Source organism: Pseudovibrio japonicus, from assembly GCF_014651595.1.
GTDB classification, from domain to species: Bacteria; Pseudomonadota; Alphaproteobacteria; order Rhizobiales; family Stappiaceae; genus Pseudovibrio; species Pseudovibrio japonicus.
This window is the reverse complement of sequence record NZ_BMXE01000009.1, coordinates 1-25,732: the sequence shown is the minus strand read 5'-3', so window position 1 is coordinate 25,732 and position 25,732 is coordinate 1. Positions and strand designations below refer to the sequence as shown.

At 50.4% G+C, this 25,732-nt stretch carries 15 protein-coding genes and 2 pseudogenes; 8 read left to right on the top strand and 9 right to left on the bottom strand.

Features of this window, described 5'->3' with window-relative positions; genetic code table 11:
* The first annotated feature begins 94 nt into the window (after positions 1–94).
* Positions 95–1,171 (top strand): hypothetical protein, encoded by a 1,077-nt coding sequence (locus IE076_RS19685; protein WP_189438509.1) that lies wholly within the window; start codon positions 95–97, stop codon positions 1,169–1,171.
* A gap of 184 nt (positions 1,172–1,355) precedes the next feature.
* On the opposite strand, the gene IE076_RS19680 is transcribed toward IE076_RS19685, so the two are convergent.
* From IE076_RS19680 to IE076_RS19665, 4 genes and pseudogenes are all read right to left on the bottom strand, one after another.
* On the bottom strand, positions 1,356–4,538 hold the full coding sequence (locus IE076_RS19680) for an efflux RND transporter permease subunit (RefSeq protein ID WP_189438508.1): 3,183 nt from the start codon (positions 4,536–4,538) through the stop codon (positions 1,356–1,358).
* Positions 4,535–6,043, bottom strand: a complete 1,509-nt coding sequence (locus IE076_RS19675; RefSeq protein WP_189438507.1) for an efflux RND transporter periplasmic adaptor subunit — start codon at positions 6,041–6,043, stop codon at positions 4,535–4,537. The genes IE076_RS19680 and IE076_RS19675 overlap by 4 nt, the downstream gene beginning before the upstream one ends.
* 366 nt (positions 6,044–6,409) lie before the next feature.
* Positions 6,410–7,492 carry a FecCD family ABC transporter permease gene (locus IE076_RS19670; RefSeq protein WP_189438506.1) on the bottom strand — a complete coding sequence of 361 codons (1,083 nt, stop codon included), beginning with the start codon at positions 7,490–7,492 and terminating at the stop codon, positions 6,410–6,412.
* Positions 7,493–7,494: 2 nt separating this feature from the next.
* A pseudogene (locus tag IE076_RS19665) lies at positions 7,495–8,013 on the bottom strand (ABC transporter substrate-binding protein); the annotation flags it as partial.
* Between the two features lie 413 nt (positions 8,014–8,426).
* Between IE076_RS19665 and IE076_RS19660 the strand changes: the two are divergent.
* The 7 genes from IE076_RS19660 (at position 8,427) to IE076_RS19630 (ending at position 17,822) form a co-directional block, all read left to right on the top strand.
* Positions 8,427–8,564: a hypothetical protein gene (locus IE076_RS19660; protein ID WP_189438505.1), complete on the top strand. Its 138-nt coding sequence runs from the start codon at positions 8,427–8,429 to the stop codon at positions 8,562–8,564.
* Positions 8,565–8,773: 209 nt separating this feature from the next.
* Positions 8,774–11,113: a beta strand repeat-containing protein gene (locus IE076_RS19655; RefSeq protein ID WP_189438504.1), complete on the top strand. Its 2,340-nt coding sequence runs from the start codon at positions 8,774–8,776 to the stop codon at positions 11,111–11,113.
* Positions 11,114–11,321: 208 nt separating this feature from the next.
* On the top strand, positions 11,322–12,977 hold the full coding sequence (locus tag IE076_RS19650) for an autotransporter outer membrane beta-barrel domain-containing protein (protein WP_189438503.1): 1,656 nt from the start codon (positions 11,322–11,324) through the stop codon (positions 12,975–12,977).
* Between the two features lie 893 nt (positions 12,978–13,870).
* Positions 13,871–14,527: a TetR/AcrR family transcriptional regulator gene (locus IE076_RS19645; RefSeq protein WP_189438502.1), complete on the top strand. Its 657-nt coding sequence runs from the start codon at positions 13,871–13,873 to the stop codon at positions 14,525–14,527.
* A gap of 288 nt (positions 14,528–14,815) precedes the next feature.
* Complete coding sequence (locus IE076_RS19640) at positions 14,816–15,916, top strand: saccharopine dehydrogenase NADP-binding domain-containing protein (RefSeq protein WP_189438501.1); 1,101 nt, start codon at positions 14,816–14,818, stop codon at positions 15,914–15,916.
* Positions 15,917–16,342: 426 nt separating this feature from the next.
* The gene (locus tag IE076_RS19635) at positions 16,343–16,897 is read left to right on the top strand and encodes an autotransporter outer membrane beta-barrel domain-containing protein (RefSeq protein WP_280514307.1); all 555 of its coding nucleotides are present in this window, start codon (positions 16,343–16,345) and stop codon (positions 16,895–16,897) included.
* A gap of 412 nt (positions 16,898–17,309) precedes the next feature.
* On the top strand, positions 17,310–17,822 hold the full coding sequence (locus tag IE076_RS19630) for an IS66 family transposase (RefSeq protein WP_189438499.1): 513 nt from the start codon (positions 17,310–17,312) through the stop codon (positions 17,820–17,822).
* Between the two features lie 525 nt (positions 17,823–18,347).
* Here IE076_RS19630 and IE076_RS19625 read toward each other — a convergent pair.
* From IE076_RS19625 to IE076_RS19605, 5 genes and pseudogenes are all read right to left on the bottom strand, one after another.
* Positions 18,348–19,601, bottom strand: coding sequence for an NAD(P)/FAD-dependent oxidoreductase (locus IE076_RS19625; RefSeq protein ID WP_189438498.1), 1,254 nt, complete (start codon positions 19,599–19,601; stop codon positions 18,348–18,350).
* Positions 19,601–20,983: an NAD(P)/FAD-dependent oxidoreductase gene (locus IE076_RS19620; protein WP_189438497.1), complete on the bottom strand. Its 1,383-nt coding sequence runs from the start codon at positions 20,981–20,983 to the stop codon at positions 19,601–19,603. The genes IE076_RS19625 and IE076_RS19620 overlap by 1 nt, the downstream gene beginning before the upstream one ends.
* The gene (locus IE076_RS19615) at positions 20,973–21,377 is read right to left on the bottom strand and encodes a (2Fe-2S)-binding protein (protein WP_189438496.1); all 405 of its coding nucleotides are present in this window, start codon (positions 21,375–21,377) and stop codon (positions 20,973–20,975) included. Before IE076_RS19615 ends, IE076_RS19620 begins: the two co-directional genes overlap by 11 nt.
* 800 nt (positions 21,378–22,177) lie before the next feature.
* Positions 22,178–22,357: pseudogene (locus IE076_RS19610) on the bottom strand (IS3 family transposase); the annotation flags it as partial.
* Between the two features lie 639 nt (positions 22,358–22,996).
* Positions 22,997–25,732, bottom strand: a 2,736-nt coding sequence (locus IE076_RS19605) for a calcium-binding protein (protein WP_244649737.1), incomplete at its 5' end; no start/stop codon positions are given.

The window sequence follows — 25,732 nt, the reverse complement described above, 5'->3', positions numbered from 1 at the left end:
CGCACATCAGCAACCCTGTTACCTATTTCAATAATACTTACCTGAGCTGCTGCTATCACCCTTAAACGCAACAACTAGTCACCGCAAAGCAACATTGGTCGAACTCGTTCATTCACTTCTATACCGCCTTCAAAAAAAAGCAGGAATTTCAGATTTTTCAAATATCATCAGCAAGAATGGATGCTGGTCAAAGAATCCATTTGCCCACCCACACAGCGTGAGCGAGCTTGCAAGCTACGGCGACAAGCTTATGCTGACATTGCTTGGCTGTAATGGATTTGTAAGCAACATTCATAAAGAACATTATTTTCCAGACGAACTTGTAACTAGGCTTAAGAATTTGATTGAGCCAATTGACAGGCGAAAACAAGTTTACGAACCATACCAGCTTTCTCAGATGATTTCCTACTGTAGAGCGTGCATTGAGAAGCAGATCAAACAAGCTGGTTGTGGATGGTTACTAGCGAAGTGGCATGCCGACAATCATTGTTCAGAACATGACCAGCCCATTGCGAAAGCAGTTTGCAACAACAGAAAAGAAGCCCTACAAGCCCTAGAAACGATATTATCGGGAAAGGAATACGCATTCAACATGCCACCTCCGAGTGGCAAGAACGCAAACGAACCTAACCTCCATGAACGTTATAACAAGATCGATGAAGTCGCGGAAGCGCTGTGCGGGGTCCATGCACGCCTTAGTCCCTGCTCTCAAGCGTTAATTTATCAAATGCGAAATGAGTATATGACTGATGAAACGACAAATAATCACACCACCTCACCGCCTAGAACTATCGCACTCAAGGGGTACTTAGATCTTAGCGTCGATAGAACATTTGTGTTCCCTTCAGAAAACAAAGTACGAATCTTACCACTTATTGAACTAGGATACTTAGAGCTTGCACGCAGCTATCTCGGTTACTTTGACAAGAAAGCAATCGTGTATGATTGGATCATGCCTCAAAATCACCCATGTCACGCTTGTCCAAGCAAAACACTAGGACTGCCTAATAAATTCTCCCCCATGACTGCTATACTCTATGGAAGGTCCTGTACAGTAAATCTGACAAGCAAAAGAATTCATCACAATAGTATGGATCATAGGACGACATTTTCTCCTATGATCGAGTGTGATCCTACTTTGATCCCAGCATCGTCAATATTGAAGAAATGAAAAGATTAGAGAGAAAGACGACACGTACTAAGAAGATCGACGGCAAGTACTGAATTTAGCTGAGCAATCAGCTGCTTAGATCTCGCTTTTCCCATTTCTACTCTTCTGTATAAATTAGTCGCCTCATGAACTCCTCACTTCGCTTCATCAGAGTTCCTGCCACTTTTCCTGAGCCAGTCCACGTTCACTTGCCTGTTGTTTTCGCCGCTTCGTCAGAGACAAGCGTCTCCTCGATATTCTTGTTCAATGCGCGCAAACGGGCCTTCTTCCAAAGTACGTAGATTGCGGGAATGACGAAGAGTGTGAGCAGCGTGGCGGTGATCATACCTCCCACCATGGGGGCCGCGATGCGCTTCATGATCTCCGAACCTGTCGCACTGCCAAGCATGATGGGGATCAACCCGGCAAAGATAGCTGCAACCGTCATTATCTTTGGCCGCAGGCGCAGAAGGGCTCCTTCGACAACTGCGTCCAGAACATCTTTTGATGTCAAAGCTTGATGCGATAACCGAGCGGTCTCGATACGCTTGTCCCAGGAGAGGTTGAGATAAAGCAGCATTACAATAGCCGTTTCGACAGCCACACCTGCAAGCGCAATAAAGCCAACCAGTACCGCAACAGACAGGTCGAAACCCAAAACGTAGACAAACCAGATACCGCCGGTCAGGGCTATTGGTAGGGATGTCAGGATGATCGCCACTTCACCTATCCGGTTGAAGGCAAGGAACAGCATCAGTGTAATGACCAGCAGGGTAACAGGGGCAACAAGCAGCAAGCGCTCCTGAACCCTCGCGATATACTCGTACTGCCCTGACCAAGTGATCGAGTAGCCAGCAGGAATCTTGACTTTGGAGGCGACTAATTGCTGTGCCTCGCTCACATAGCCACCTAGATCCCGGTCTTCAATGTCAATGAATACGAAGCCTGTTGGCCGTGCATTCTCGGAGCGGATCATGCCGGGACCGTCGACGATTTTCACGTCAGACACAGCGCCGAGCGGAATGTGAGCACCAGAGGGAGTAACTACAGGCAGCTTCTCCAGCTGTTCCGGCGTGCTACGCCAATCCTGCGGGTAGCGCAGGTTAATAGGGTAACGCTCCAGACCTTCCACGCTCTCAGAAATGTTCATGCCGCCGATAGCAGTTTGCACCACGTCCTGAACATCCTTGATGTTCATCATATAGCGAGTGGCGGCGTTTCGGTTGATGTCAATCTCGATAAAGCGCGCGCCTTCGGGTCGCTCTGCGTAGACTGACAAAGTGCCTTCAACGCCTTTGACAAGACCTTCGATCTCAACCGAGATATCCTGAATAACTTGCAGATCAGGCCCGGAGACCTTCACACCCACAGGGGTTTTCATACCAGTCGCGAGCATGTCGATACGGTTCTTGATCGGCTGGATCCAGACATTGGTCAGGCCAGGCACCTGTACGGACTTGTCCAGTTCCTCCCGTATCTTCTCAAGCGTCATGCCATCGCGCCACTGGTCCTGCGGTTTCAGCTGGATGGTGGTTTCAAACATGGTCAAAGGCGCAGGGTCCGTTGCCGTGTCCGCACGTCCCAGCTTGCCGTGCACAGTTTGAACCTCCGGCACCTGCATGATCATGCGGTCAGTTTGCTGAAGTACCTCCCGTGCCTTCCCGATCGAGACACCGGTATAAAGTGATGGCATGTAGAGGAAGTCGCCTTCCTTCAACTCCGGCATGAACTCAGTCCCGACCCGATGCGCCGGCACAAGGATGGAAGCCACAAGAACCAGAGCAAGGACGATCGTCGTCTTTGGCCAAGCGAGAACCAGCGAAAGCGCCGGGCGATACAGTGTGATGCAAAAACGGTTGACCAGGTTCCTGGCCTCTGGATGAATCCGTCCCCGCACAAAATATCCCATGAGCACGGGGACCAGGGTAATGCTCAAGATGGTCGCCGCTGCCATTGCATAGGTCTTGGTGAAGGCGAGCGGTTTGAACAAACGCCCTTCCTGCGCCTCCAACACAAATACGGGTAGAAAGCTGATGGTGATAATCGCGAGAGAGTAGAACAGTGCTGGCCCGACCTCTGAGCAAGACTCAGCAACCACTTTCCAGCGGTTCTTACCTGGGTCTGGTTCCGCTTCAAGTCTGCGATGCATCGCCTCAATCATCACGATGGTCGCATCCACCATAGCGCCGATTGCAATTGCGATCCCGCCAAGAGACATGATATTTGCATTCACCCCTTGCAGACGCATGACCAGAAGCGCTGTTAAAATGCCGAGCGGCAACGAGATTAGGATCACCAATGAGGATCTGAGGTGCAGCAGGAAGATCGCGCACACCAGAACCACCATGATAAACTCCTCAGTAAGCTTCGTGATCAGATTTGCGATGGACCTTTCGATGACACCAGAGCGATCATAAGTGGTTATGATCTCCACACCGTCAGGCAGGTTTGACTTCAGCTCATTCAGTTTGGCTTTGACGCCTTCAATTGTGCGCAGCGGGTTTTCACCCCAGCGCATAATCACAACTGCACCAACCGCATCGCCTTCACCGTTCAGATCAGCGACCCCTCGACGCATTTGCGGGCCAAGCCGGATCTCAGCGACATCTTCCAGTGTGAGCGCAGCGCCGCGTTCGTTCACTTTGATCGGAATGTGCTTTAGGTCGTCGATGGACTGGATATAGCCCGTGGCGCGGACCATGTACTCGGCTTCAGCCATCTCGATAACACTGCCACTGGTTTCGCGGTTTGCATTTTCGATGATGCTCATCAGATCAGGCAGTGCCACGCCGTAAGCACGTAGTTTGTTGGGGTCAGCAACAACTTGATACTGCTTGACCATGCCACCAATGGTCGCCACCTCAGATACACCGCTGACGGTTTGAAGCTCAAACTTCAGCCACCAATCCTGCAAGGACCTCAACTGTGCCATGTCATAGGTGCCGGTCCGGTCAATCAACGAATACTGATAGATCCAGCCAACGCCGGTTGCATCCGGCCCAAGCTCTGGTGTCACCCCGTCAGGCAAACGTGCGCCCGCTTGCGCGAGATACTCCAGCACGCGGCTTCTTGCCCAGTAAAGGTCCGTATTGTCCTTGAAAACCACATAGACGTAGGAGTCGCCATAGAACGAGAATCCGCGCACATCGGTCACATTTGGCACAGACAGCATGGCTGTGGCGATCGGGTAGGTAACCTGGTCTTCTATGACCTGTGGTGCCTGACCGTCGTAAGACGTCTTGATGATCACCTGAACATCGGAAAGATCAGGAATTGCGTCGACAGGGGTTTCCTTCAACGCCCAGATGCCGCCGAGTGCCAGCATCAACGCAGCTAGCAGAACGATCACGCGGTTCTTAATGGAGGCGCGAATGATTGAGGCGATCATCTCTCAGCGGCCCCCGCTGGTGCCAGATGTCCTGATTTGTGATGTTTACTTCCCATTTGCCGCAGATCAACAAGGCTGAAACGTTTGTCAGATCCTCGCATAATCGCAAACTCAAAGTGTTCATCCGGGCGCAGCTCATAAGCTGTCAGATTGCCGCGAACAGCGAATGTGGTCTCCATCTCTGGCCAATGAAGCTCATCTATTGCCGTATGCCGAATGGTGATGGAGTTGGTCTCAGGATCAACTTTGGTTACCGTCCCATTTGACCAAATAGGAACACCTTGCGAAGGGGACATCCGTCCCATTCCAGCAGAAAGTGAGCTCTCACTGTCGATCAGGAACTGGGCAGAGGTCACAACTTCCTCGCCGGCCTGAAGGCCCTGCAAGATCTCCGTTCGACTGCCTTCACCGAAACTGCCGGTCAATCCAGGCGTCACAATACGAGGCACGAAGGTGCCATCACCTGCTTTCAAAATCACCCGCTCAGACATGCCTGTCCGGATCAACGCACTGGTCGGGATGGTCACAGCGCTGCGCGTTTCAGCAGGGATGATGGTTACACGGCCAAACATATTGGGACGCAAGAGGCCTTCAGAGTTATCAAAATACAGGCGCACCGGCAGCGTGCGTGTCACCACATCCAGTTCCGGATAGATGTAATCAATCCGCCCTTCCAGCACCATGCCAGGCAAATGTTCAAAGCTGGCAAGTACTTGGCTGTTTGGGCTAAGGCGTGCGATATCCTGTTCAAACACATCAACCATTAACCAGACAGAAGACATATCAGCTAGTCTAAGCGCCATTGAGTCCGGCTGCAGATACATGCCATCTGCAGCTTCCAGTGTGGTCACGACGCCGGATTGTGGGGCAAATACTTTGAAGACATCGCCAGGCTTGCTGGCTTGTGCCATCTCGTCGATCTGAGCACTATCAATACCGTAGTTCTGAAGCTGAATGCGGATACTCTGTTCCGCTGCTTTGTCATTCCTGCGTACAGCTCTGATCAGGTCCGCATTGGCAACAATCACTTCCGGCGCGTATACGGTAAAAAGCAAATCGCCCTTCTTAACCGGATCACCGATCGCTCGAATATTGAGCTTTTGAATCCAGCCTTCCGTGCGCAGGTGAACATGACTGGAGCGATGTTCATCGTAGCCCACAAAGCCAACGCTTTCGATTTTCTGAGAGATCGGTTCAACACTGGCAACAGCCGTGCGCACGCCAATATTGTTGATGACGCTTGGAGAAAGCGCCACCGTACTCGCCTTTGGCTTGGCGTCCTCCTCCGCATAAACCGGGATGAGATCCATTCCCATGGGAGACTTGCCGGGCTCATCGCGTCTGAAATTGGGATCCATCGGCGCGACCCAGTACAGGATCTCCTGCTCGTTGCTGTCAGGCCCTCTAGATGTCCAATCCATCGACCTTCCAAGAAAGAGCCCAAGCCCAACCGAGATACTCGAAACAACCACAAACCCAGCTACAACCGCGTACTTGCTACGCATCGGTCTTGTCCTGATCTACCAGGCACTGGTGCAACCTGAAACGGAGAAGCAGTATTCAAGAATGCTCGTGCTGCTCAAGGTTCTGCCAGTGCACTACTTTTTCTTATTCTTCCGGCACAAGGCAACTCATAGCCAAGTATTGTAATCCTTCCAGCAACTAGAAGGTCAAGACTAATCCACCCAACCGCTTGTCTTGATCACACTACCCTTATAATACTTACAAACAATAAAGTCTTATTGATATTGAATCGAAACTGATACTTAAGAAAGACTAGATGTAAAGTTTCAGGATGAATGCTGAGCAACCAACAGCACATGAATTTGGTCGTACTCACCTTTCCTAAGGTCTCCGGGGCCGCAGAGTATTCACCCGCTCTGACAAGTTGCTGCCCGCCACCTTTTCTCTCGCAGAAGCCAGATGAAAAAGATGCCGCCAAGGAGGCCGGTGATGATGCCGATTGGCATGTCCTCGGGCTTCATCAATGTACGTGCGGCCACGTCTGCGAGGAGGAGGAAGATTGCGCCAAATAATGCTGAGATCGGGATCAGGCGCTGATAGTCGCCGCCCACAAACAAGCGCACGATATGAGGCACCATAAGCCCCACAAAACCGATCATCCCCGAAAACGCGACCATCACACCCGTAATCAGCGCGCCAATCACGAAGGTTTCCAGCCGGAATCTGGAGACGGATATGCCAAGTGTGGTCGCCGTCTCATCGCCAATCGTCATGGCGTTGAAGTACCCTGCCCTCAGCCACAGCCAGCCCCCGCACAGCACCAGCACGACCAGCGGGTACATAAGATGCCCCCACTGTGCCAGACCTAACCCGCCGAGCATCCAATAGACCACACTGTGTGTCGCCCGTGGGTCTGCCAGAAAGATGAGAATATTTGCGCCTGCCATAAGCACAAAACTCACAGCCACACCAGTCAGCACTAACCGGTCCGCACTGGTCGCGCTCGTAAACCTCGCTACACCGATCACAAGGAAGGTCGCGCCAAGCGCGCCTAGGAACGCCAGTAACGGCACCGTCAGCGTGCCCAGAAACAATCCCGTATGCAGCAGCGCCAAAACTGCCCCAAACGCACCACCGGCTGAAATGCCGATCAGGTGAGGATCTGCCAAGGGGTTGCGGGTGACCGATTGAAGACAGGCCCCCACTATGGACAGCCCTGCCCCCACCATGATCGCCAGCAGGGCGCGCGGCAGGCGGATCTGCCACAAAATGTTCTCGCGCCCCACGGACCAGCTCGGTTCAACCAGACCCGGCACCAGCTTGTTTGCAAGAACACCCCAGACCGTCTCCATGGAAATGGAAACCGCGCCCACAGAGACAGCAAGGAAAACAGAAAGAACCAGCGCAGCCAAGCCCGCGCAGCTGATCTGTAGCAAATGATGAGAACGGACCACTTTGGGGGCCGCAAAGACGCCGGTTCCTTTGCTCATGCTTAGTTCTCCCAGAACGCGGCTGCGAGCTTCTTGATCGCCTTAATGTTGCGGGGTCCTGGCGTTGCTTCAGCATATTCCAGCGTCACGAACCGGTCATTCTTCACGGCGTCCATATCTGCGAAAGCGGGATTGTTGAGCATGAAATCGCGCTTCTGCTGAGCAGTTACTTCGCCGTAGTTCACAATCACGATGATCTCCGGGTTCTCCTCAACAACGGCCTCCCAGTTCACCCGTGCCCAGTTCTTCTCAAAGGTATCCATCACATTGCTGCCACCAGCAGCCTCAATCAACGCCGTTGGCATGGCATAACGCCCTGCAGTGAATGGGGAATCCTCTCCGCTATCATAAACAAAGATCCGTGGTGGGGTGCCTGAAACCTTCAAACCAGCTTTGAACTGGGCAAGCTCATCACGGTAGTGCTGCACCAGCTTTTCCGCCCGTGCCTCAACCCCAAAGATACGGCCAAGGTTCAGCAGGTCATTGTACATGTCATCCATGGAAACCTTCGGTTTCGCGCCAACTGTGGGAGAGGAATAAAGTTTCATCCTTAGAGTGTGCAATATTAGCGGCAACCTTCGGTTTCCAAAGCGGTGGGTAGAAATAGTGTTCCATACTTAGATGAGCAAATCCGCACTCAATCGCTAGTTTCAAAGTAATAAAGTGTCATACTGAGGTTTGTCGCCGGATAGCCATTTAGATGGTGAGGTTGGGGTTTGAGCCCTTTGCTGACGTTCATCAGCGAAAAGTTATTCTCAGAGCTTCGCAGATGCGGCATGTGGCAGCATGACCAGAGCTGCCATTCGCCCTGACACAGGGCAGTCCTCTGAAGGGGGATGTTTCAACTTCAGGTCGATATACTCAAGCAAGCCTCATTGGCGGAAAGCGGTAGTTCGTTGCCGTTGCAAATAGTATCGGAGGATGTCGATAGTAAATGCTCGGTGAATTCGGTGCAGACGTTGACTATCAGGTCACCGACCGGGCCACACTGGACTTCGGTGTAGAAGGTGCATACGACACAATCGATGCAGTCTTCGGCAGCATCAACGCAGGGTTCTCCGTCTTGTTCTGAGCTGTGGAGCAAAGGGTCAAGCACCAGTGAGCCGAAATGAAATAACAGGCAAGTATGCGCCTATCTAGCACAGTAGTTCTTACAATAGTACTTCATGTTTGATCCAATATCCAAGCGCAATTTCATGGATATAGATCTAACGGAGACTGAGATAAACAGAATCTATCATTGGAAATGCTTTCTTAGACATTGAATCTAGGTGGTGTTTGATGCGCAAAAGACCGAATTATCGCAGGATTGCTCCATTCACCGCAGGCTTGCTCGCCAGCACAATCATCGCAGTCTCATTCTCGGGCAGTGCCAACGCTCAGATCGTGATCAACGCCCCACAAAATACGCCGGTCATTCTGGGCGCGGACGGAACAGTGCTTGTCACTGATACAGGGAGCATTGATGTTAATGGTGACCCAACAGCTATCGACGCCGATGGGGTTAACAGTGAAATCACCCTCAATGGTCCCGTTTCAGTAGACGACACGCCCTTAGGCGGTAACGTAGATGCCATCCTACAGGGCGGAGAGGATTACAATATACTCAATGTCCACGAAGGGGGCGATGTTTCTGCAAGTGGTGGTGGTGGGTTCGTCACTCACACGGGAGTGGCACAATTCAGCAATGGAGCGGCTGAAGGCGACAATACGATTTTTCTGGAAGACGCTCAAATCTCTGCTACGTCCGATGCTTTCTTCGCCAGAGGAATAGTGCAAGACACTTCCTCAGGCAATAACACTATGGAATTCGGTTCTAATGGGCACGTATCCGCTATTGGGAATATTGCCGCGTCCGCAACTGGAGTTTTTCAGGAAAATGAGGAAGGCGATAACGCTGTCGATATCGGACCAGATGGCACCGTAACCGCTACCGCAGCGGGAAGGGCCAGAGGAATAGAGCAGCGACTAGCCACCGTAGGCGATAGCACTGTCCTAATCGGAGAAAATTGGACCTTAACCATTACCGCGGGGGATGAAGCCAGAGGGATATTTCAGCAAAATAACGGCGGTACTAACACTTTTGAGATCGGATCTAATGGGAACTTGACTGTTGATGCGGGGGGAGACGCCACTGGTATACTTCAGCAAATTGTCCAGGGCGATAACACGGTCCTGCTCGGACTAAATGGGGACTTAACCGTTACCGCTGACTTGGACGCCGTTGGAATGGTTCAGAATAACTCCGGCGGAGATAACTCAATCTGGATCGGAGCGGATCAGGAAATGTCAATTGACGCCGGTGGGTTTGCCAACGGAACCATTCAGCAAACTATTGAGGGCGATAACACCTTCGAGATCGGGCCAAACGGTATTTTGAGTGTTACCGCAGATTTGGGTGCCTTTGGACTATTTCAGAGAAATTCTACCGGTGACAACACTCTGCGTCTCGGGGAAAACGGAAACCTGACCGTTACCGCCGGAACGTTTGCCACTGGCATATCGCAGTCAACAAATGCAGGCAGCAACACGATCGAAATCGGTGAAGATGATCCGATTACCGTAAGTGCCGGTGAAGACGGCACTGGCATAACTCAGGGTAGTTTTGACGGCGAAAATTCTATCTGGATCGGCGCGGATCAGGAAGTAACAGTTGATGCCGGTGAGGACGCCGAGGGAATCTCACAATTCAGCGTCAATGGCGACAACACCCTCGACATCGGACCAAACGGGGTTTTGAGTGTTACCGCAGATGAGAACGCTTCTGGAATCAATCAGCAAACTATCAATGGCAATAACACGCTTAAGGTTGGAGCCAATGGGGACTTGACCGTAACCGGGGGAGCCGCAGCCTTTGGGCTTTCACAGCTAAGTGACAACGGCAATAACTCAATCGAGATTGCAGACAATGATCCTTTGACTGTGACTACGTCGGAAATCGCTATTGGTATCAGTCAGGGAACTTTCGACGGAGATAATTCTCTCTGGATCGGAGCAGGTCAGGAACTGATCATTAACGCTGGGGGGCTTGCGACTGGAATTCGTCAGTCAAACGACAGTGGACCTAACACAATTGATATTGGATCAAATGGAACTTTAGACGTTACAGCGAATTTTGATGGCGCAGGAATAACTCAGAGAACTAGCAGTGGCGATAATACTCTCCTGATCGGACCAGATGGGGACTTAACTGTTATCGCGGGAGGGACAGCCGTTGGGCTGGACCAACAAAATATCAACGGCGATAACACTATTGAGGTCGGAGAAAATTGGAACCTGATCGTTGACGCTGGAGAAGAGGCCACTGGAATACGTCAGAACAATGTCAATGGCGATAACACGCTCCTGATCGGGGACAATGATCCCTTATCCGTTACTGCGGGCGGAAACGCCGTCGGAATAGATCAGCTCACTGATCTCGGAACTAACTCTATCTGGATCGGAGCGGGTGAGCACATTTCTGTTACTGCGGGGGGAGCGGCCACTGGCATAAATCAGATAAATACTGCCGGCGATAACACTATCTATTTCGGTTCACACGGGAAAATAACGGCTAATGGAGGGGGGGAGTGCTACCGCAATAGACCAATTTCACGGGCTCGACTCTACCGGCAACAGTAGCATCGTGATCGCAGCGGGTAACCGAATAACGGCCGAAGCTTCCTCTTTCGCTACAGGAATAAGCCAATTCACATTTGGGAGTGGTGACGTAACAATTGCGATCGGGCAAAACGCACGAATTAACGCTACTGCTTCACTAGACGCAGCGACTGGTATCTTCCAAGGTGCTTCTAATGGATCTGCAAGCCTATCTGTGGGCTCGGGCTCCATGATGAATATCTCCGCAGTGACAACAGCACGGGGCGTACTTCAAGCTTCAGCTGAAAACACATTTGCCTTAGGCGAAAACTCTCTAGTTCATGTTGTTGTGGACGATATCCTTGGAATCGGCATCCAGCAAACCGCTACATCTGGAAATAATAGAGCAACCATCCATGCCAATAGTCGTATCAGCGTTATGGCCGGATCAAATGCAATCGGAATTTCTAGTTTTGCATCAAACGGCTCGGGGTTCCTTACTCTGGAAAGAGGCGTTGAGGTTTATGCTTCAGGTAATCTAGCCCAGGGTGTTCTTGTGACTGGTAATAATTCTGAACTGCTCAGCAGTGGCAGAATTATTGCGAGATCCACCAGCGCAACACCTACATCTTTTGGCGTTCGCATGAACGGCGACCACAACAATTTTGTGAACTACGGCAGTGTGTTCGCCGATCTGGCACCGGACAGCCACGCCATTATGATGAATGGCAATCACAACAGCTTATCCCTACTCGCCTATCCCGTCATTCAGGGCCAGATCACCTTTGGCGATGGGGTAGGCACGTTCGGAACCGACAATACCCTGACCATTGGTAGCGGCTTTGATGCTGCCTTTACAATTGACGCTGATCCGCATGAGCTGACCGTTCTGGGTCAAGGGCAGCCACTGGCGGTCAACCAGATTGCGCCCTATCAGGTCAAGGTTGTGACCTTGGATTCTGACGGCTTCTTCAGAGCCTCAAGCGTGCGCATGACGGATGATCTGATCCGCTATCTGCAACAGGAGATTTATACCCGCGAGCTAAAGAACCGTCAGTTCCTTTATCAGGACAACGGGCTCATTCAGGACTTCTGGTTTGATGCCAGTGGTTTTGGTCAGGCCAGCACGACCGGACGGGCCTACTCCCACTTCCTCGGCGCCTTCACCATCGGGTATGACAGAGCGTTTGAGGATAATGCACTGGGCGGCATTTATGCCGGCTATTCCATCGGCGCCGTTAATGCGGGTAATCGCAACTGGGACAACACACTGCAGACAGCCTATGCGGGTATCTACTACGACCGCGTCTTCAACCGTATCCTGACCGGCATCAACCTGCTGGGTGGTATCAACTGGGATGATGTCTCTCGCACGTATCTTGATAACACCGCTCCCGGCGGCGTTGTCAAAGGAGACGACAACGGTGTTGGCTTCCTGATTTCGCCAGAGCTGACCATCGGTTACGAGGTGCCGTGGAGGCAGTACCTCATCGTGCCATCTGCCGGCGTCCGTTACTCCCTGTTCCATCAGGACAGCTACAGCGAAAGCGGGGTCAACGGCCTGCGTCTGGACAGCCGGAACCACCAGCAGATCAACGTCAGGCTGCAATTGGCAGGTATCGGTTTCAACGCTCTTAACCAGGATTCCAACTACTGGAACACCACACTACGTGCTGGTCTGGATATCTACGGAAACTGGGGCGACGACATCGACGCACGTGTCATGGGCTTTGATGTTCCCTACCACGAGAACCTGAATGATGGTGGTGTCCGTCCGTTCATCGGTGCAGACGTTGACTATCAGGTCACCGACCGGGCCACACTGGACTTCGGTGTAGAAGGTGCCTACGACTCCATCGACGCCGTCTTCGGCAGCATCAACGCAGGGTTCTCGGTGTTGTTTTAAGACCGAAGCCCTTGCCTCCACAACCTAATGCGGCTGAAGACCTCTATGAGGCTCCAGAGTAGCTGCGGGCGGTCTGTTTCAAGATTCCCGACGTGTGCCTGAACATCAAAGCAATCCTATGCTAGCAAGCTACCCGCCACGCTGGACCCTACGATGTTGCGAGGCGTGGAAACGCAGGAATGGCAGATAGCACCATGACGTCACTATTTCCCACTTTGGTAACAAAGCGCAGATTAGCTTAGCCAAAGGCGACTATTTCACTCGCAAATGGCTGAGTTCCTAGCAGCCAGCCACGGTCGCAGGCAATGGCCCCGCTGCTGTTTGGATAAAGCGTAAGTCGGCGTAAAGGCCTGGGCTGATTGCGAGATAGAGTGCTTTCACCATACAAGGCGGGCCGTGAGGGCAGTCTTAGGTTTAAGGAACCCTCCAATTGTCCGGCACTCACGCAATCAGTTTTCAAGAAGAGTTCTCCAGAATGAGGTCGCGGCATCATCTATTAAAAGCTGCGTCGACTCGTGATAGAACCACTCGAATGTCCGCTAATGGTCCACCACGTCAGCAATGGCTTGATGTTTAGCTAGATTTCTGCCCTGCAGCGAAGGACTGCTTTGTCCCGCTCTGCTGCTATTCGCAAATAATGTGATCCGAGGTGGATGTTTGCAATCGCGAGGCAAGTAATGTGAGTTTGGCCCCTCTGGGAGTCGCATTTAATTCGAGTGAAAAATCAGGATGTTTGCAATTCGAGCGTCGGATAAGTGCAATCAGTTACATCTAACGATCTGTGGCAATGCCCTTTTTGTCGAACCGGAACGAGAATGCGATTGGGATCATAGGGCGAGGTTTGAGATAATTCCACCAAACAAGTTCTTGACATGAGAATTAAGAATACCATTATGACTGACATGTCAGTCATAATGGGTAAGTTCATGTCTCGCTCCAATAAACTCACTTCTCGGGATCGTCTTGTTCGTGCGGCAATCGAAGTGTTCGGCACCCGCGGGTATCACGCGACGAGGGTATCTGACCTTGTAAGCCATGCTGGTGTGGCTCACGGCACCTTTTATCTTTACTTTGATAATAAGGAAGCAATCTTCCTGTATCTTGTAGATGATTTCTTCACCCGTTTGCAGAATCAAACACTGGATCGGTTTCCTGCCTCTGCGGTCGCCAACACTGGTGAGCTAAACGCCCAACTCCTAGAAATGTGGCGTTCAATCTTGGGCCACTGTCGATGCGAGCCATTTTTAACTGCACTTATTCTGCGTGAGTCCTATGCGGTTTCGCTTGCCTCGCGAACGCGCGTTGAAGAAAGATTCGCTCAAACTATTACTTCTATCGGGACTTACCTGAAGGAGTTGGCAAAGCGTGGGATAATCCGCGGTAGTGTGACTGATGCGTCTGCATGGGGGATTTTGGGGCTTATCGAGCGGGCCATCCATTACGCTGTTGTGGTCAACCCTGAGGCTGAGGTTGATACGCTGGCACACGAGTTCCTTCAGATTGAGTTGAACGGTTTGCTAGGAGATCGGGAAGGTCTCGGTGCTGCATGACACGATGCTGCCAGAGACGTGAAGCCCGAGGTAGAGAGTGCATGAGCAGCGTTGAGAGGCCGAAAGTGAATATCCCACCAGTGTATTGCAGTGCCACCTAATAAGCCTCCTTGTTGACTAAGTGGCCTGCCAAGAGCGGTCGCTTAACTTCCGTAACCCAAGGATCCGGCACCTTATAAGTAATAAGGGGACATAATAAGTGTCTGAATAAAAAGGGCGTTTATTTCCACCTCAATAACCAAGCAAATTTTAAAGACCCGATATTAGTTGTATGAAAGGTAAATTGAAATGTCATCAGAATACCAAAGCGTGCCGGAAAAATGTGGTAAAATACTAATCGTGGGTGGCTATGGTCAGGTGGGATATATGATCGCCGAAAGACTAGCCCCAGAGCTTCCGGGACGTATCGCTCTTGCCGGACGAAGCCTCAACAAGGCCAAAACTGCAGCTGCGAAGGTCGGCTACGATACGGAAGGCCGCGCTGTTGATATCTTCGCGATGGATGTTGGTGACGCCCTTAATGATATTGAGCTTGTTCTTGTCTGTCTAGACCAGACTAGTACAGGTTTTGTTGAGCTGTGTTTGTCGCGTGGCATTCACTATGTGGACATTAGCGCGGAGCACGACTTCCATTCTCAAGTGGAAGCACTTGACGATTTAGCGAAGCGTAACGAAGCCACAGCGCTGCTTAGTGTTGGTACTGCGCCGGGGCTTACCAATCTGCTTTCTGCTCGGGCGCGTGATCAAATGGAGCAACTGGACCGTATTGATATTCTCTTGCAGTTTGGACTTGGCGATCATCATGGTCAGGCAGCTGTAGAATGGATGTTCAATAACCTCGATACCACCTATAGCGTGATGGACAATGGTAATGCCAGGCAAGTACGTAGTTTTGGAGAGAGTATTGCTCTTGGTCTGCCTAACAGCAGAGAAAAGCGTTCCGCCTACCGATTTAACTTCTCCGATCAGCACGTGATTGGGCGTACCCTTGAGGTTCCTTCGGTATCAACCTGGGTGCAATTCGAGAATCGCCTCACAACGTGGCTCTTTGCAGTTTCATCCCGAGCTGGTCTCGGTCGCTTACTGCGACGCCCGTTCTGGCGTAAGATCGCAGTCTGGCTGTTCATGAATGTCCACATTGGATCAGATGTTTGCGGCGTAGCTGTACGAGCCCGCGGGCGGGCTAAGAACGGAGCGGAAGAGATTACAGTTGGGGTGATTGGCCGTAACGAAGCCAAAATGACCGCTATCATTGCAGCTGAAATGACACGTCAGGTATTGACCCTGAACCAAGAGGCTGGCGTTTCTCATAGCGAACAAACTATTGAGATTGATCCTGTTATCGCAGCATTGAGCCGGGAATTTAACGATATGTTCGTGTCTATCTAGAGGGCGCGGGTGGTTGTGTAGCTTGCGGGTAAAATTCAGGAGGTGGACCCCTTGGTAACCTGCAGTTTTCAGCCGATAGCAACAACATGGATCTGGCTTTTACTACTAGCTTGAGCCGCATTGCTGCCGGCTAAAATCGCCAGGCTACCCCCGCTCCGGCCATGTAAAAGGAACAAACCCTTCCCAAACAAAAGGCGCAGCAAGGAATAAACCAAGCCCTAAATCTCGCACCGCATACCGAACCTCCTCTTTCCTATGGCCTCTGGATACAAGTGAATGGCAGTCGGGCATTTTCTAATGACAACGACATCGATTTCTGGACCGGCTATCTCGGTACCCACTATTTTGAAACCTGCTGATCGGCGGTCTAGCTCAATTGGATTGGGCCGAAGAAACAAATGATGCTGCGGGCACGGCCGTTGATGGTTGGGGCTGGATGATTGGGCCGTATCTCGTGGGCCGCGTGCCTGGGCAAGGCCTCTTTTTCGACGCTCGTGCGGCCTGGGGCAGTCGGAGAACAAGGTCTCGCCGCTTGGCACCTATACCGACAGATTCCGCACAGATCGCTGGTTGGTTAGTGGTAAGGTGGAAGGCCCGCTAAAGTTAGCTGAGTGGACGGTAACCCCCTCTCTGCAAGCCCTCTATTTCAGCGAGGAACAGCACAGCTACACCGACAGCTTAGGGAGCCGGATCCCGAGCCAGCAAGTCGCGGCCGATGAAATCCGCTTCGGTCCGACCGTCTCCTACGACATCCGCTTTGAGGATGGTTCTGTGCTCACCCCAAGTCTGGGCATTGAAGGCGTATGGAATTTCGGAGTCAAAAACGGCACCGCTCTGGCTGATGCTTTCGGTCAGAACGGCAATATTTGTGCCCGGATAAGCGTTGGCTTTGATGCCATAATCGGCAACAAGGTCGCACTTCAGTTCGATGGCTATTATGAGGGTATCGGTGCCAACGATTACGACACCTATGGGGGGTAGTCTGCGATTGACTGCTGCATTCTGATTAAACTGAAACACACGCCACACATTCCGATGCGCGGTTACAATTTAAGATCAATTCCTGCCAACCCATTGTGCAGATCTTGGCGGATTCGCGTAGTAATTTAGATCTCTGAGGGCCTAATTAGCGGGCTTCCGTCCAAATCACAGCGAAAGTCCGCTTCTTTGCCCTGTCACCTGGAGCTGTCTCTCGTACACCACATCTTTCGCATTGCAACGAACGGCAGCGATGTCCCGCATTATGCCCCTTCCAGTATGAAACTATATTCCCCAGAATGACACTTTATTACTCTGCTACAAGAAGCACCAACTCTGATCTGGTACCAGTTCACCGTTGATCACAAAAGGGAGCATCACCAGGGTCACTTGAAGGGCTGCAAGGGCTGGATTCATGCCGGGGGCTTATACAGGGTTCAACGGCTCACTCGGGGAAGATAAGGTCACTGAAATAGGCTGTCCGGCGCACATTAGTTGCAAGTTCATCGATATCCATGCACCTCAAGGCTCAAGCATCGTAGACGTGGCCATTCAACGAATTTCAACGCTCAATGAGATCGAAAAACAGGTTTGTAGCAAACCACCGCCGGAGCGGGTGAAACTCTGGCAGATGCAGGCCAAACCCGCATTCGATGATCGAGAAGACTGGCTACATAGTCAGCTCGACAACCGGCATCTGGATGCCGGACAACAACTCAGCCGAACGCGCAATGATACCTGTCGCTTTGGGACGAAAGAATTATCTCTTCAAGGGATCACAAGGGGGGGCAGAAAGACTGCGACGACCGCCAACACCCTGATACAAAACGTAAAGCTCAACAACGTCAACCCGCAAGCATGGCTCACTTTGGTGCTGGATCAAACAGCCGACCAGAAACTCAATCACACCAGCGATCTCATGCCCTAGTGTTACGCTGCAAAAGCAGCGCAACTGAAGCTGTTCAAGTTAGATAGGTCGGATTCGCTGGTAGCACACCTTCTTTGTCAGCCTGAAAAGGAACTTGTTCACCGTACTCAATTGCAACCCAGAGCGTAGACAAAGGCGAAAACATTCGAGTACGTCGAAGTCTTTTTTTAATCGCCAACATTGGCATTCAGTAATAAACTACAGAACCCGATCGCAAGCATACGAAGAAATGAAATGAGTTGCCAAATGGTGGCATAGGCGAAACATGGAAAGTATCGGGAGAGACGGAAGAAGTTCACTTGGGCCATACATTGGAAGCTTTTGAAATTCAATTCGGCAGCGCTCAGCGTGAGGCTATCATTCACCAATCACGTTCGATAAACAGCGCAAAGATATTGAGACAGAGGGTTTCCACGTTTCGCAAGCTAGTCCAGAACGTTTTGGTTGACGTCAATTGCTGAGCAACAGCCATGAAATACCCTAGGGAAGTTACCGTGCCCTAGGGTATCTGACATTCTTTCCTTCTTACAGGCTGGTTTCCAGTTGGTACTTTCCAGCCATCTCACCCTCAGCATTCAGAAATCGCTGAAATGCAAATGGTTCAATATCAACGGCAGTTGGCAGCCCCCGTACCAGCTCGTTCAAGACCTGACCGGTTATTGCCGAGGTCAACATGCCTGTGCGAAAGTGACCGCACGCGTTGAGGTACCCTTCAACACCGGGGACTGGCCCAAGTATTGGTAACTCATCGGGTGAGCCGGGGCGCAGCCCCGCCCAGCAGCGCTTGATGTTCATATCTTTCAGAGCGGGAATTGACTTCATAGCTCCTTGAGCCAACTGCTTGAGGTACTTGATATCGGTTGTGGTATCGAACCCTCGTTCCTCTGTTGTGGAGCCGATCAGAATTTCGCCGTTGTCCTTCTGAGCGATGTAACAGTCGCTCGTGGTCAAACAGCCGTTAAGCAGTTTCGGCAGCTTTTCGGAGACAATCACCTGTCCTTTGACTGGGAAGACTGGTAAGGCATAGCCCGTTGCCCATTTGCTGATCGTTTCCGCCCATGCCCCAGCTGCATTGATCATTACCTTGCAAGGCAAGTTACCGCTCTCAGTATCTGCTGCAGTTATGCGGTTACCTTGACGCTCTACACCAATCACTTTGGTATTCAAGTAAAGCTCTACGCCATTTTGCCGCGCAGCCTCAAGATATCCTTCGTTAAGGCGATAGGGATTGATTTGATGATCACAATCAAACTCCATTGCGCCAATCGCTTCCTGAGACACATGGGGTTCGCTGGCACGAAGCTCGTCCTGATCTAACCAGCTAACATGATTTTTCCGATTTGGAACTGCCGCAGCAATTTGTTCCGCATAGAGGCGATCATATTTGTCGAACATCACAAACTTCAAACCGGTGCGTTCGAATTTGAAATTAACGCCATGCTTTTCCAATAGCTCTTCGTGGAGTGTCGGGTACATCGCGTTGGACATCATTGCCATTTCGAAAAAACTCTCTGGCATGATGTGCGGTTTCATTTGCGGGATGTTTGTATCACCTGTCTCCTGCATCTGCTTGGATAGCGTTTTAAAAAGGATTACCCCGCAGCCCAGACCGGTTGACTCGCCCATTGGCCATAAGCCGCCCGCAGACGCACGTGAAGCATTGCCCGGATGTTTATAATCCACAAGGGCAATATCCAGATCCTTCTTGCGACTGAGAAAATATGCAACTGCAGCGCCAATGACACCGCCGCCGCAGATAACTACATCATATTTTTTCATTACTCGCCCTCCATCGCAGCAAAGGGAATTGGGTCAAGCGGAAACCTCGGGCGAACGAGACCTTGATCTTGGCTGAAACCTTCGTGTTTCAGGCGGTCATAACAATAGGGTGAACAAATTTTGCCCTGACAGTCCCCCATTGTGACGCGCGTTCTCATTTTTAGTGTAACGATATCGCGGGTACCCTGCGCAATCGCGGCATCAATTGCTTGCTTCTCCACTTTTTCGCAACGGCAAATGATTGTGTCGTTCTTCGGCAGAGTGAGCAGCCCCATCTTACGATAGCCTGAGCTATCAAAGCCTTGTCTGAAGCGATACTGACGCGTCAGTTTTCGCCGTAATGGAATGAGCTTACGCTCCGCAGCAGAATGGTCTAACTTGCCACGATCGCAAGTAACTGCCAGAGCCGCGATTGTTCCCTCAATCATTGCAGCATCAGCTCCAGCAATTTTGGCGCTGTCACCAGCACAAAAGACCCCGGTGTTGCTACTGCGCTGCCACTCATCTACTTTTGGGATCGTGCCGCTCATATGGTCGTATTCAACATCAAGACCAATTAGTTGTGCTAACTGAGAGCGTGCCGTAAATCCATATCCTACACCCAGTGTGTCTGTCGAAAGCGTCACAGCTTGTGAGTGATCAGGTGTCCATTCATAATCATAGGGAGCTACGGTCACCTCATTAACTTGACCATCGCCCGTTGCTTCAACCAAACCCCAACCATAATGAATCGGGATATCCATCTTTTTCAGGTACCACATCATTGATAGGCCGTTCAGCGCTTGCTGCGGGCGGTTTAGCAATGCCAGGGCCTCTTTCGCGATATCGCTGAATTTAGCCGCCTCATAAACGCCGAGGACGTCACACCCGGCTTTACTTAACTGGCACGCCACGAGCACGAGCAGCGGCCCAGTGCCCGCTATGACCACCTTGTGACCCGGTCTCACGAGCCCACTTTTCAGCTGTAGCTGGATGCCGCCGAGCAGCATAACACCCGGAAGGTGCCAGCCGGGAAACGGAACGCTGCGCTCCTGACATCCCGTTGCTAGAATGAGTTGATCATATTCCACAATGGAGAGTTCATTGTTTTTGGAGATCAGCAGGCTATTGGTGCTCAAAGGTCCCAAAACACGTGTTTGGGTTTGAAGATCGATGAAAGAAGAGTGGGTTTGATATGCTTGTTTGAGCATATCCATAGTTGCAATGAGCTTTTCATCCAAGTGCGGCATGTCGGGCGTCTTTCGCCAAGGCCCCCGGTAGATAACCCCGCCTTCTTTGGGTGCTTCATCTATTACGGTTGTTTGGATGCCGTGTTTGGCCAGCTCAACTGCGGCAGAGGAACCAGCAGGGCCTGCTCCGACAATTACGACATTATCGGTCATGTTTTCCCTCCTGTTCCAAAACCATATTCCGTTGGGTCTGGATGCGCATACCCGGTTTTACGATTGTTTGGCAGGCGCGCTGTTTGTGCTTGCCGTCAATGTGCAATAAACAGCAGTGACACACTCCCATTCCGCAATAAGCCCCAGATAGAGAGCCATAATCGCTCTTCATCAATTGGCGAATGTCTGAGGCAAGCAAAGCGCTCAGTACGCTTTCGCCCTCAAGCGCGGGAAGCGGTACGCCATCAACATTGATTGTAAAAGGCCGATCAACTGTTTTCGTAATGTCTTGTTCTCTCTTAACCGTCGGAATTGCGACGGGGATGTTGTGCTTGAATGTTTCACCCGTGCGAAGGGGAATCGCATTGCGAGTTTTTTGAAATTCCTTTGTCATACCTTCATACCTTTTGAGGCAGATCCAAACTCCTCCCAAATAGGCAAGCAGAGGCATTTCGGCATTGGGCGTGCTTAAGCACTACCGACAATCCCAAACTCCCCAGTATCCTGCCGCCTTTCAGGCAGCGTGACAGGGACAATTTTGGACGGAGCTATCTTCTACGATGAGAACTAAGTGTTGCGATGGAGGTGTGATCAGCTCCAAGGCGTAGTTTCTTAGTGATTAGACAATGGGAGGGCGTAGTGGAGTAGCTTGAAGTAAACTAGGAGGCTGAGGGGGAGAAGAGCACTCGCCAATATTTGACTGCACCGGTGCTAAAGGCTCCGAGAAATAGCTAATGAAACCGCACGATTTGGGACAATTGGTAGAAGCAAGAGAAGAGTCACATCTATCTTCAAGACAAAGGTCTGGAACACTCTTTATGACCAGATAATTAGTCGTTGTTTTAGATGTAAAGACGCCTGAGTGATAGGTACTATTATCGAAGTCGTGATACACTGAAGCGCTAGCAAAACTATGCATCGCTGAAATTAGCACAATGATAAATAATAGAAAAATTCTCTTCATAAGCGTTAATATCAGCTCATTTGAAGCTCATCAACAGTAATATTGATCACAAAAATAATATTTTATAATATCATTAAATTTATTAACTCATGCGAACAAGATTAACATCTAAATAAGTCAATGTCAGCGTCGTTTATTCGGAACTCCTGCAAGGAATTAAAGTTAAATTCAGCTCATGAACCAATCTTGTACTTACTCTCCTTATAGATATCGTACAATATCGTTTCAGCAAGTTGTTTGAATTCGCTGGTGTTGGCCTGACGGGCTGTGTCCCTGGCAAGGCGCTTTTTGATAACTTCCAGGATTTCTTTCGACCCGATGTAATAATGCCCCAAAGAGATGCCCTCCTGACGACACAGCTCGGCAATGCTGTCCTCGCCGCGTAATCCGGCAAGAGCAATGCGAGTCTTGTGTCAGATATCCTTGACCATGCGCTCTGCAGCAACGCTGGCAGTCTTAGGGTTTGCCTCCAGGTCTCACTCCTCTCGTCGTGATCTTGGGCCAAAACATTCTCTTATTCAATTAAACCGATCTTTCCAGAAGGCGTCGATGACAAACAATCCAGACCCACCTAACAGGCTCCGTCGCAAACTATGACTGAGCCCACAATTCACCAATTAGCCTTGAGCACTTCTTCCAATTTCGTGAACAATAGCTTCTTCACCTCTTTTTATTCATCGTCATACCATCACTATCATCTACGGATATTGCAATCTCACTACAGAGGCACTTTAGAGCACGAAACGAGGAACAGTCGTACGCAGAGTATTTCACCTCATCGGCGCTCAAAAGAATTTGAATTTTGCGTCCCAAGTGATGCCAAACTGGCTTCTACAGTGTTAAGTTGATCAATCAAAAAGATACCAAGCTCAAATGCTTTCGTTCTTATGTATAGAATCATTAGTATATCAAGTAATTTGATTGCGTAGATTTCTTTGCGATGAGCCAGAAGTCTTATCATCAGAACTAGTTTTTGGTTCTAACCTCGAAACATAAAATGCTCTCAGCAGAAACCTGCTGAGAGCTGGATCACTCGCTACTAAGTCCGATCAAACAAACTGAAAGTCATCGCTATGAAGGTCGGCAATGGTCACGTAGTACAGTTTAAGACTGTTTTCGTCGTCTAACGTAATAATGGTCGAATACCTATCTTCAGTCGCTGCGGCAAGCACCGCATCGAAGCTAGCAAACACACCAGCGTCGAGCTTAATAATGTCCTCCGTTCCTTCACCGGCCACAAAATCGTTGATGTAGTCATTACCAAAACTTGCACCACTAAAGACAAATGTATCGTTCCCTGTTCCACCAGTTAGAGCATCACGACCTAAGCCACCAGTAAGCACGTCTTCTCCTTGACCACCGTCAATACGATCATTGTCGGCTCCTCCAAGAAGCGTATCATTGCCGTCATCTCCATCTATAGCATCATTGCCTGCACCGCCGTAGATTGTATCGTTACCATGATCCCCTATGATCTTATCATTACCACCTAAGCCCAAGATCTGGTCATCTAGGACACCACCGTATAGCTCATCAGCTTCATCACTGGAATTCTGGTAAGCGAAGCGCACCATGTCTTGTGCATCCCAGACAGTACCATCTGAGAAGTGAACCTCATTAATTCCAGGCAATTCTTTATATCTGAAGTGGTCAACGATTGTTATGATTGAACCGTCATTCAATATAAGCTCTAAATCAAGATCTTCTGTTTCGCGGCCACTTGAATTGACGTAACTACCCGTCCGAACAAGTCTCAACTCATCAGACTTAATACCTGCACCAAAGATAATTTTGTTGACTTCATTACTTATCGGTGAATCTCTGTATCTGTCACTCCCGTCACCAAGGGCATAGTGGTAAGTATCATTGCCGGATCCGCCGCTTACGTAATCATCTCCGATACCACCAATCAGCGTATCGTCTCCCTCCTCGCCGCTTAAGCTATCATCCCCAAGACCACCTTCCAACACATCATTGCCTTGGTCTCCGTAGAGCCGATCCCAATCAGCGCCGCCGAATATTATGTCATTGCCAATCCCGCCATCTACGTAATCTTGTCCCGCACCACCGTAGACTGTGTCATTACCAGCCTCTCCGCGTACCACGTCGTCACCACCTCGTGCATAGATTTCATCATCGCGTTCAGTACCAAAAAAGGTCTCAGCCTCATCGGTAGCATGATTGTGAACTTGCTGAGCAATAGCTAGCAGATCTAGAATCACTCCATCGGCAAAGTGGATTTCGTCAATCGATTTGGCGTACTCCCCCATGTACTGATCTTTGATCAATAAGTTTGAACCATCGCTGAAGGTTAGTCTGAGGTCGACACCATAATAGGTTGTGCTACTTCCCCAACCCGTGACAGTCAATTCATTCACTCTAGAGAATTTGACATCATCCAGGTTGATATCAGCACCAAATATTAACTTATTGATACTGCCTTCTTCATTTGTTTCGACAATATTATCATCACCATCCCCGAGGTTATAATGATATACATCGTCACCAGTTTCACCGTATAGGTAATCATTCCCGGCACCACCGATTAGAAGGTCATTCCCCCACCCCCCATGAATCATGTCGTTGCCAGTGCCACCATCAAGGTGGTCGTCTCCCCAGTTGGCATGTAAGCTATCATCGCCGGCGCCTCCGAAGAGATGATCATCAGCAACTTCGAAATGTCGCCATCGGCTTGCCCACATATACCCATCGTGAAGGCTGTCGTTGCCGCTACCACCAAAAATAGTGTCGCTACCAAACCCACCTGCTATTCTATCATTTCCTCCAAGTCCGTGAATTTCGGCACCTTGATTACTTGCATACAGTCTGTCATCTTGTTCAGTCGCCCCTTGAGACGCCAGGTGGATCATCGCAATTGCGTCCAAAACGGTTCCGTCAGCAAAGTGAATTTCTTCGACACGAGCAGTTGACAAATCTGCCTCGTCGAATGTTTTCGTCGGATCTGGAAATTGATCTTTAATCAACAGAACTGAGCCATCTTTGAACGTAATTTGTAGGTCCAAATCATCACTGATTGTAATACCGTTGGAGTTCTGCGTTCCACCCACTCTCCGAAAATGAACGTCTTCGAGTGTAATTCCTACACCGAGCGCTAATTTATCGTGATCACCGCCCCTCAACTCTTCATAGATAATGTCGTCACCATGTCCCAGGTTGTAAACGTATGTATCATTTCCCCACCCCCCATAAAGGTGGTCATCTCCCTTTCGGCCATCAATGACATTACTGTCACTGGAGCCGTAAATCGTGTCTTGCCCAGCAGATCCATTTACATTCTCAATATTCAACAGGATATCTCCAGCCGCAACACCGGTGTTCCCGGAAGTAGCACCCAAGCGGATCATTGATACTGAAGTGGCATCATGATAATCCGCATAAGAGGCTGTATCGATACCATCTCCACCATCAAGCGTATCTGCGCCCAGGCCACCTTGAAGCGTGTCATCGCCAAGGCCGCCTTCAAGCACATTGTCCTTGCCATCCCCGATGATCTCATCATGACCAGCTGATCCAAGCACATTTTCGATGTTCGTCAGGATATCGCCTTCTGCAACGCCAGTGTTCTCATCTGCGTTTGCAAGACTAATGCGAGAAGAGACAGCTCCATCCGTAAAGTCTGCATAAGAGGCTGTATCGATACCATCTCCACCATCAAGTGTATCTGCGCCCAGGCCACCTTGAAGCGTGTCATCGCCAAGGCCGCCTTCAAGCACATTGTCCTTGCCATCCCCAATGATCTCATCATGACCAGCTGATCCAAGCAC

Coding starts and splice junctions, on each gene's coding strand:
- IE076_RS19645 (WP_189438502.1), top strand. CDS start 13,871: ATGACTGACATGTCAGTCATAATGGGTAAGTTCATGTCTCGCTCCAAT.
- IE076_RS19680 (WP_189438508.1), bottom strand. CDS start 4,538: ATGATCGCCTCAATCATTCGCGCCTCCATTAAGAACCGCGTGATCGTT.
- IE076_RS19640 (WP_189438501.1), top strand. CDS start 14,816: ATGTCATCAGAATACCAAAGCGTGCCGGAAAAATGTGGTAAAATACTA.
- IE076_RS19615 (WP_189438496.1), bottom strand. CDS start 21,377: ATGACAAAGGAATTTCAAAAAACTCGCAATGCGATTCCCCTTCGCACG.
- IE076_RS19670 (WP_189438506.1), bottom strand. CDS start 7,492: ATGAGCAAAGGAACCGGCGTCTTTGCGGCCCCCAAAGTGGTCCGTTCT.
- IE076_RS19675 (WP_189438507.1), bottom strand. CDS start 6,043: ATGCGTAGCAAGTACGCGGTTGTAGCTGGGTTTGTGGTTGTTTCGAGT.
- IE076_RS19620 (WP_189438497.1), bottom strand. CDS start 20,983: ATGACCGATAATGTCGTAATTGTCGGAGCAGGCCCTGCTGGTTCCTCT.
- IE076_RS19625 (WP_189438498.1), bottom strand. CDS start 19,601: ATGAAAAAATATGATGTAGTTATCTGCGGCGGCGGTGTCATTGGCGCT.
- IE076_RS19630 (WP_189438499.1), top strand. CDS start 17,310: ATGCCGGGGGCTTATACAGGGTTCAACGGCTCACTCGGGGAAGATAAG.
- IE076_RS19650 (WP_189438503.1), top strand. CDS start 11,322: ATGATGAATATCTCCGCAGTGACAACAGCACGGGGCGTACTTCAAGCT.
- IE076_RS19660 (WP_189438505.1), top strand. CDS start 8,427: ATGCTCGGTGAATTCGGTGCAGACGTTGACTATCAGGTCACCGACCGG.
- IE076_RS19655 (WP_189438504.1), top strand. CDS start 8,774: ATGCGCAAAAGACCGAATTATCGCAGGATTGCTCCATTCACCGCAGGC.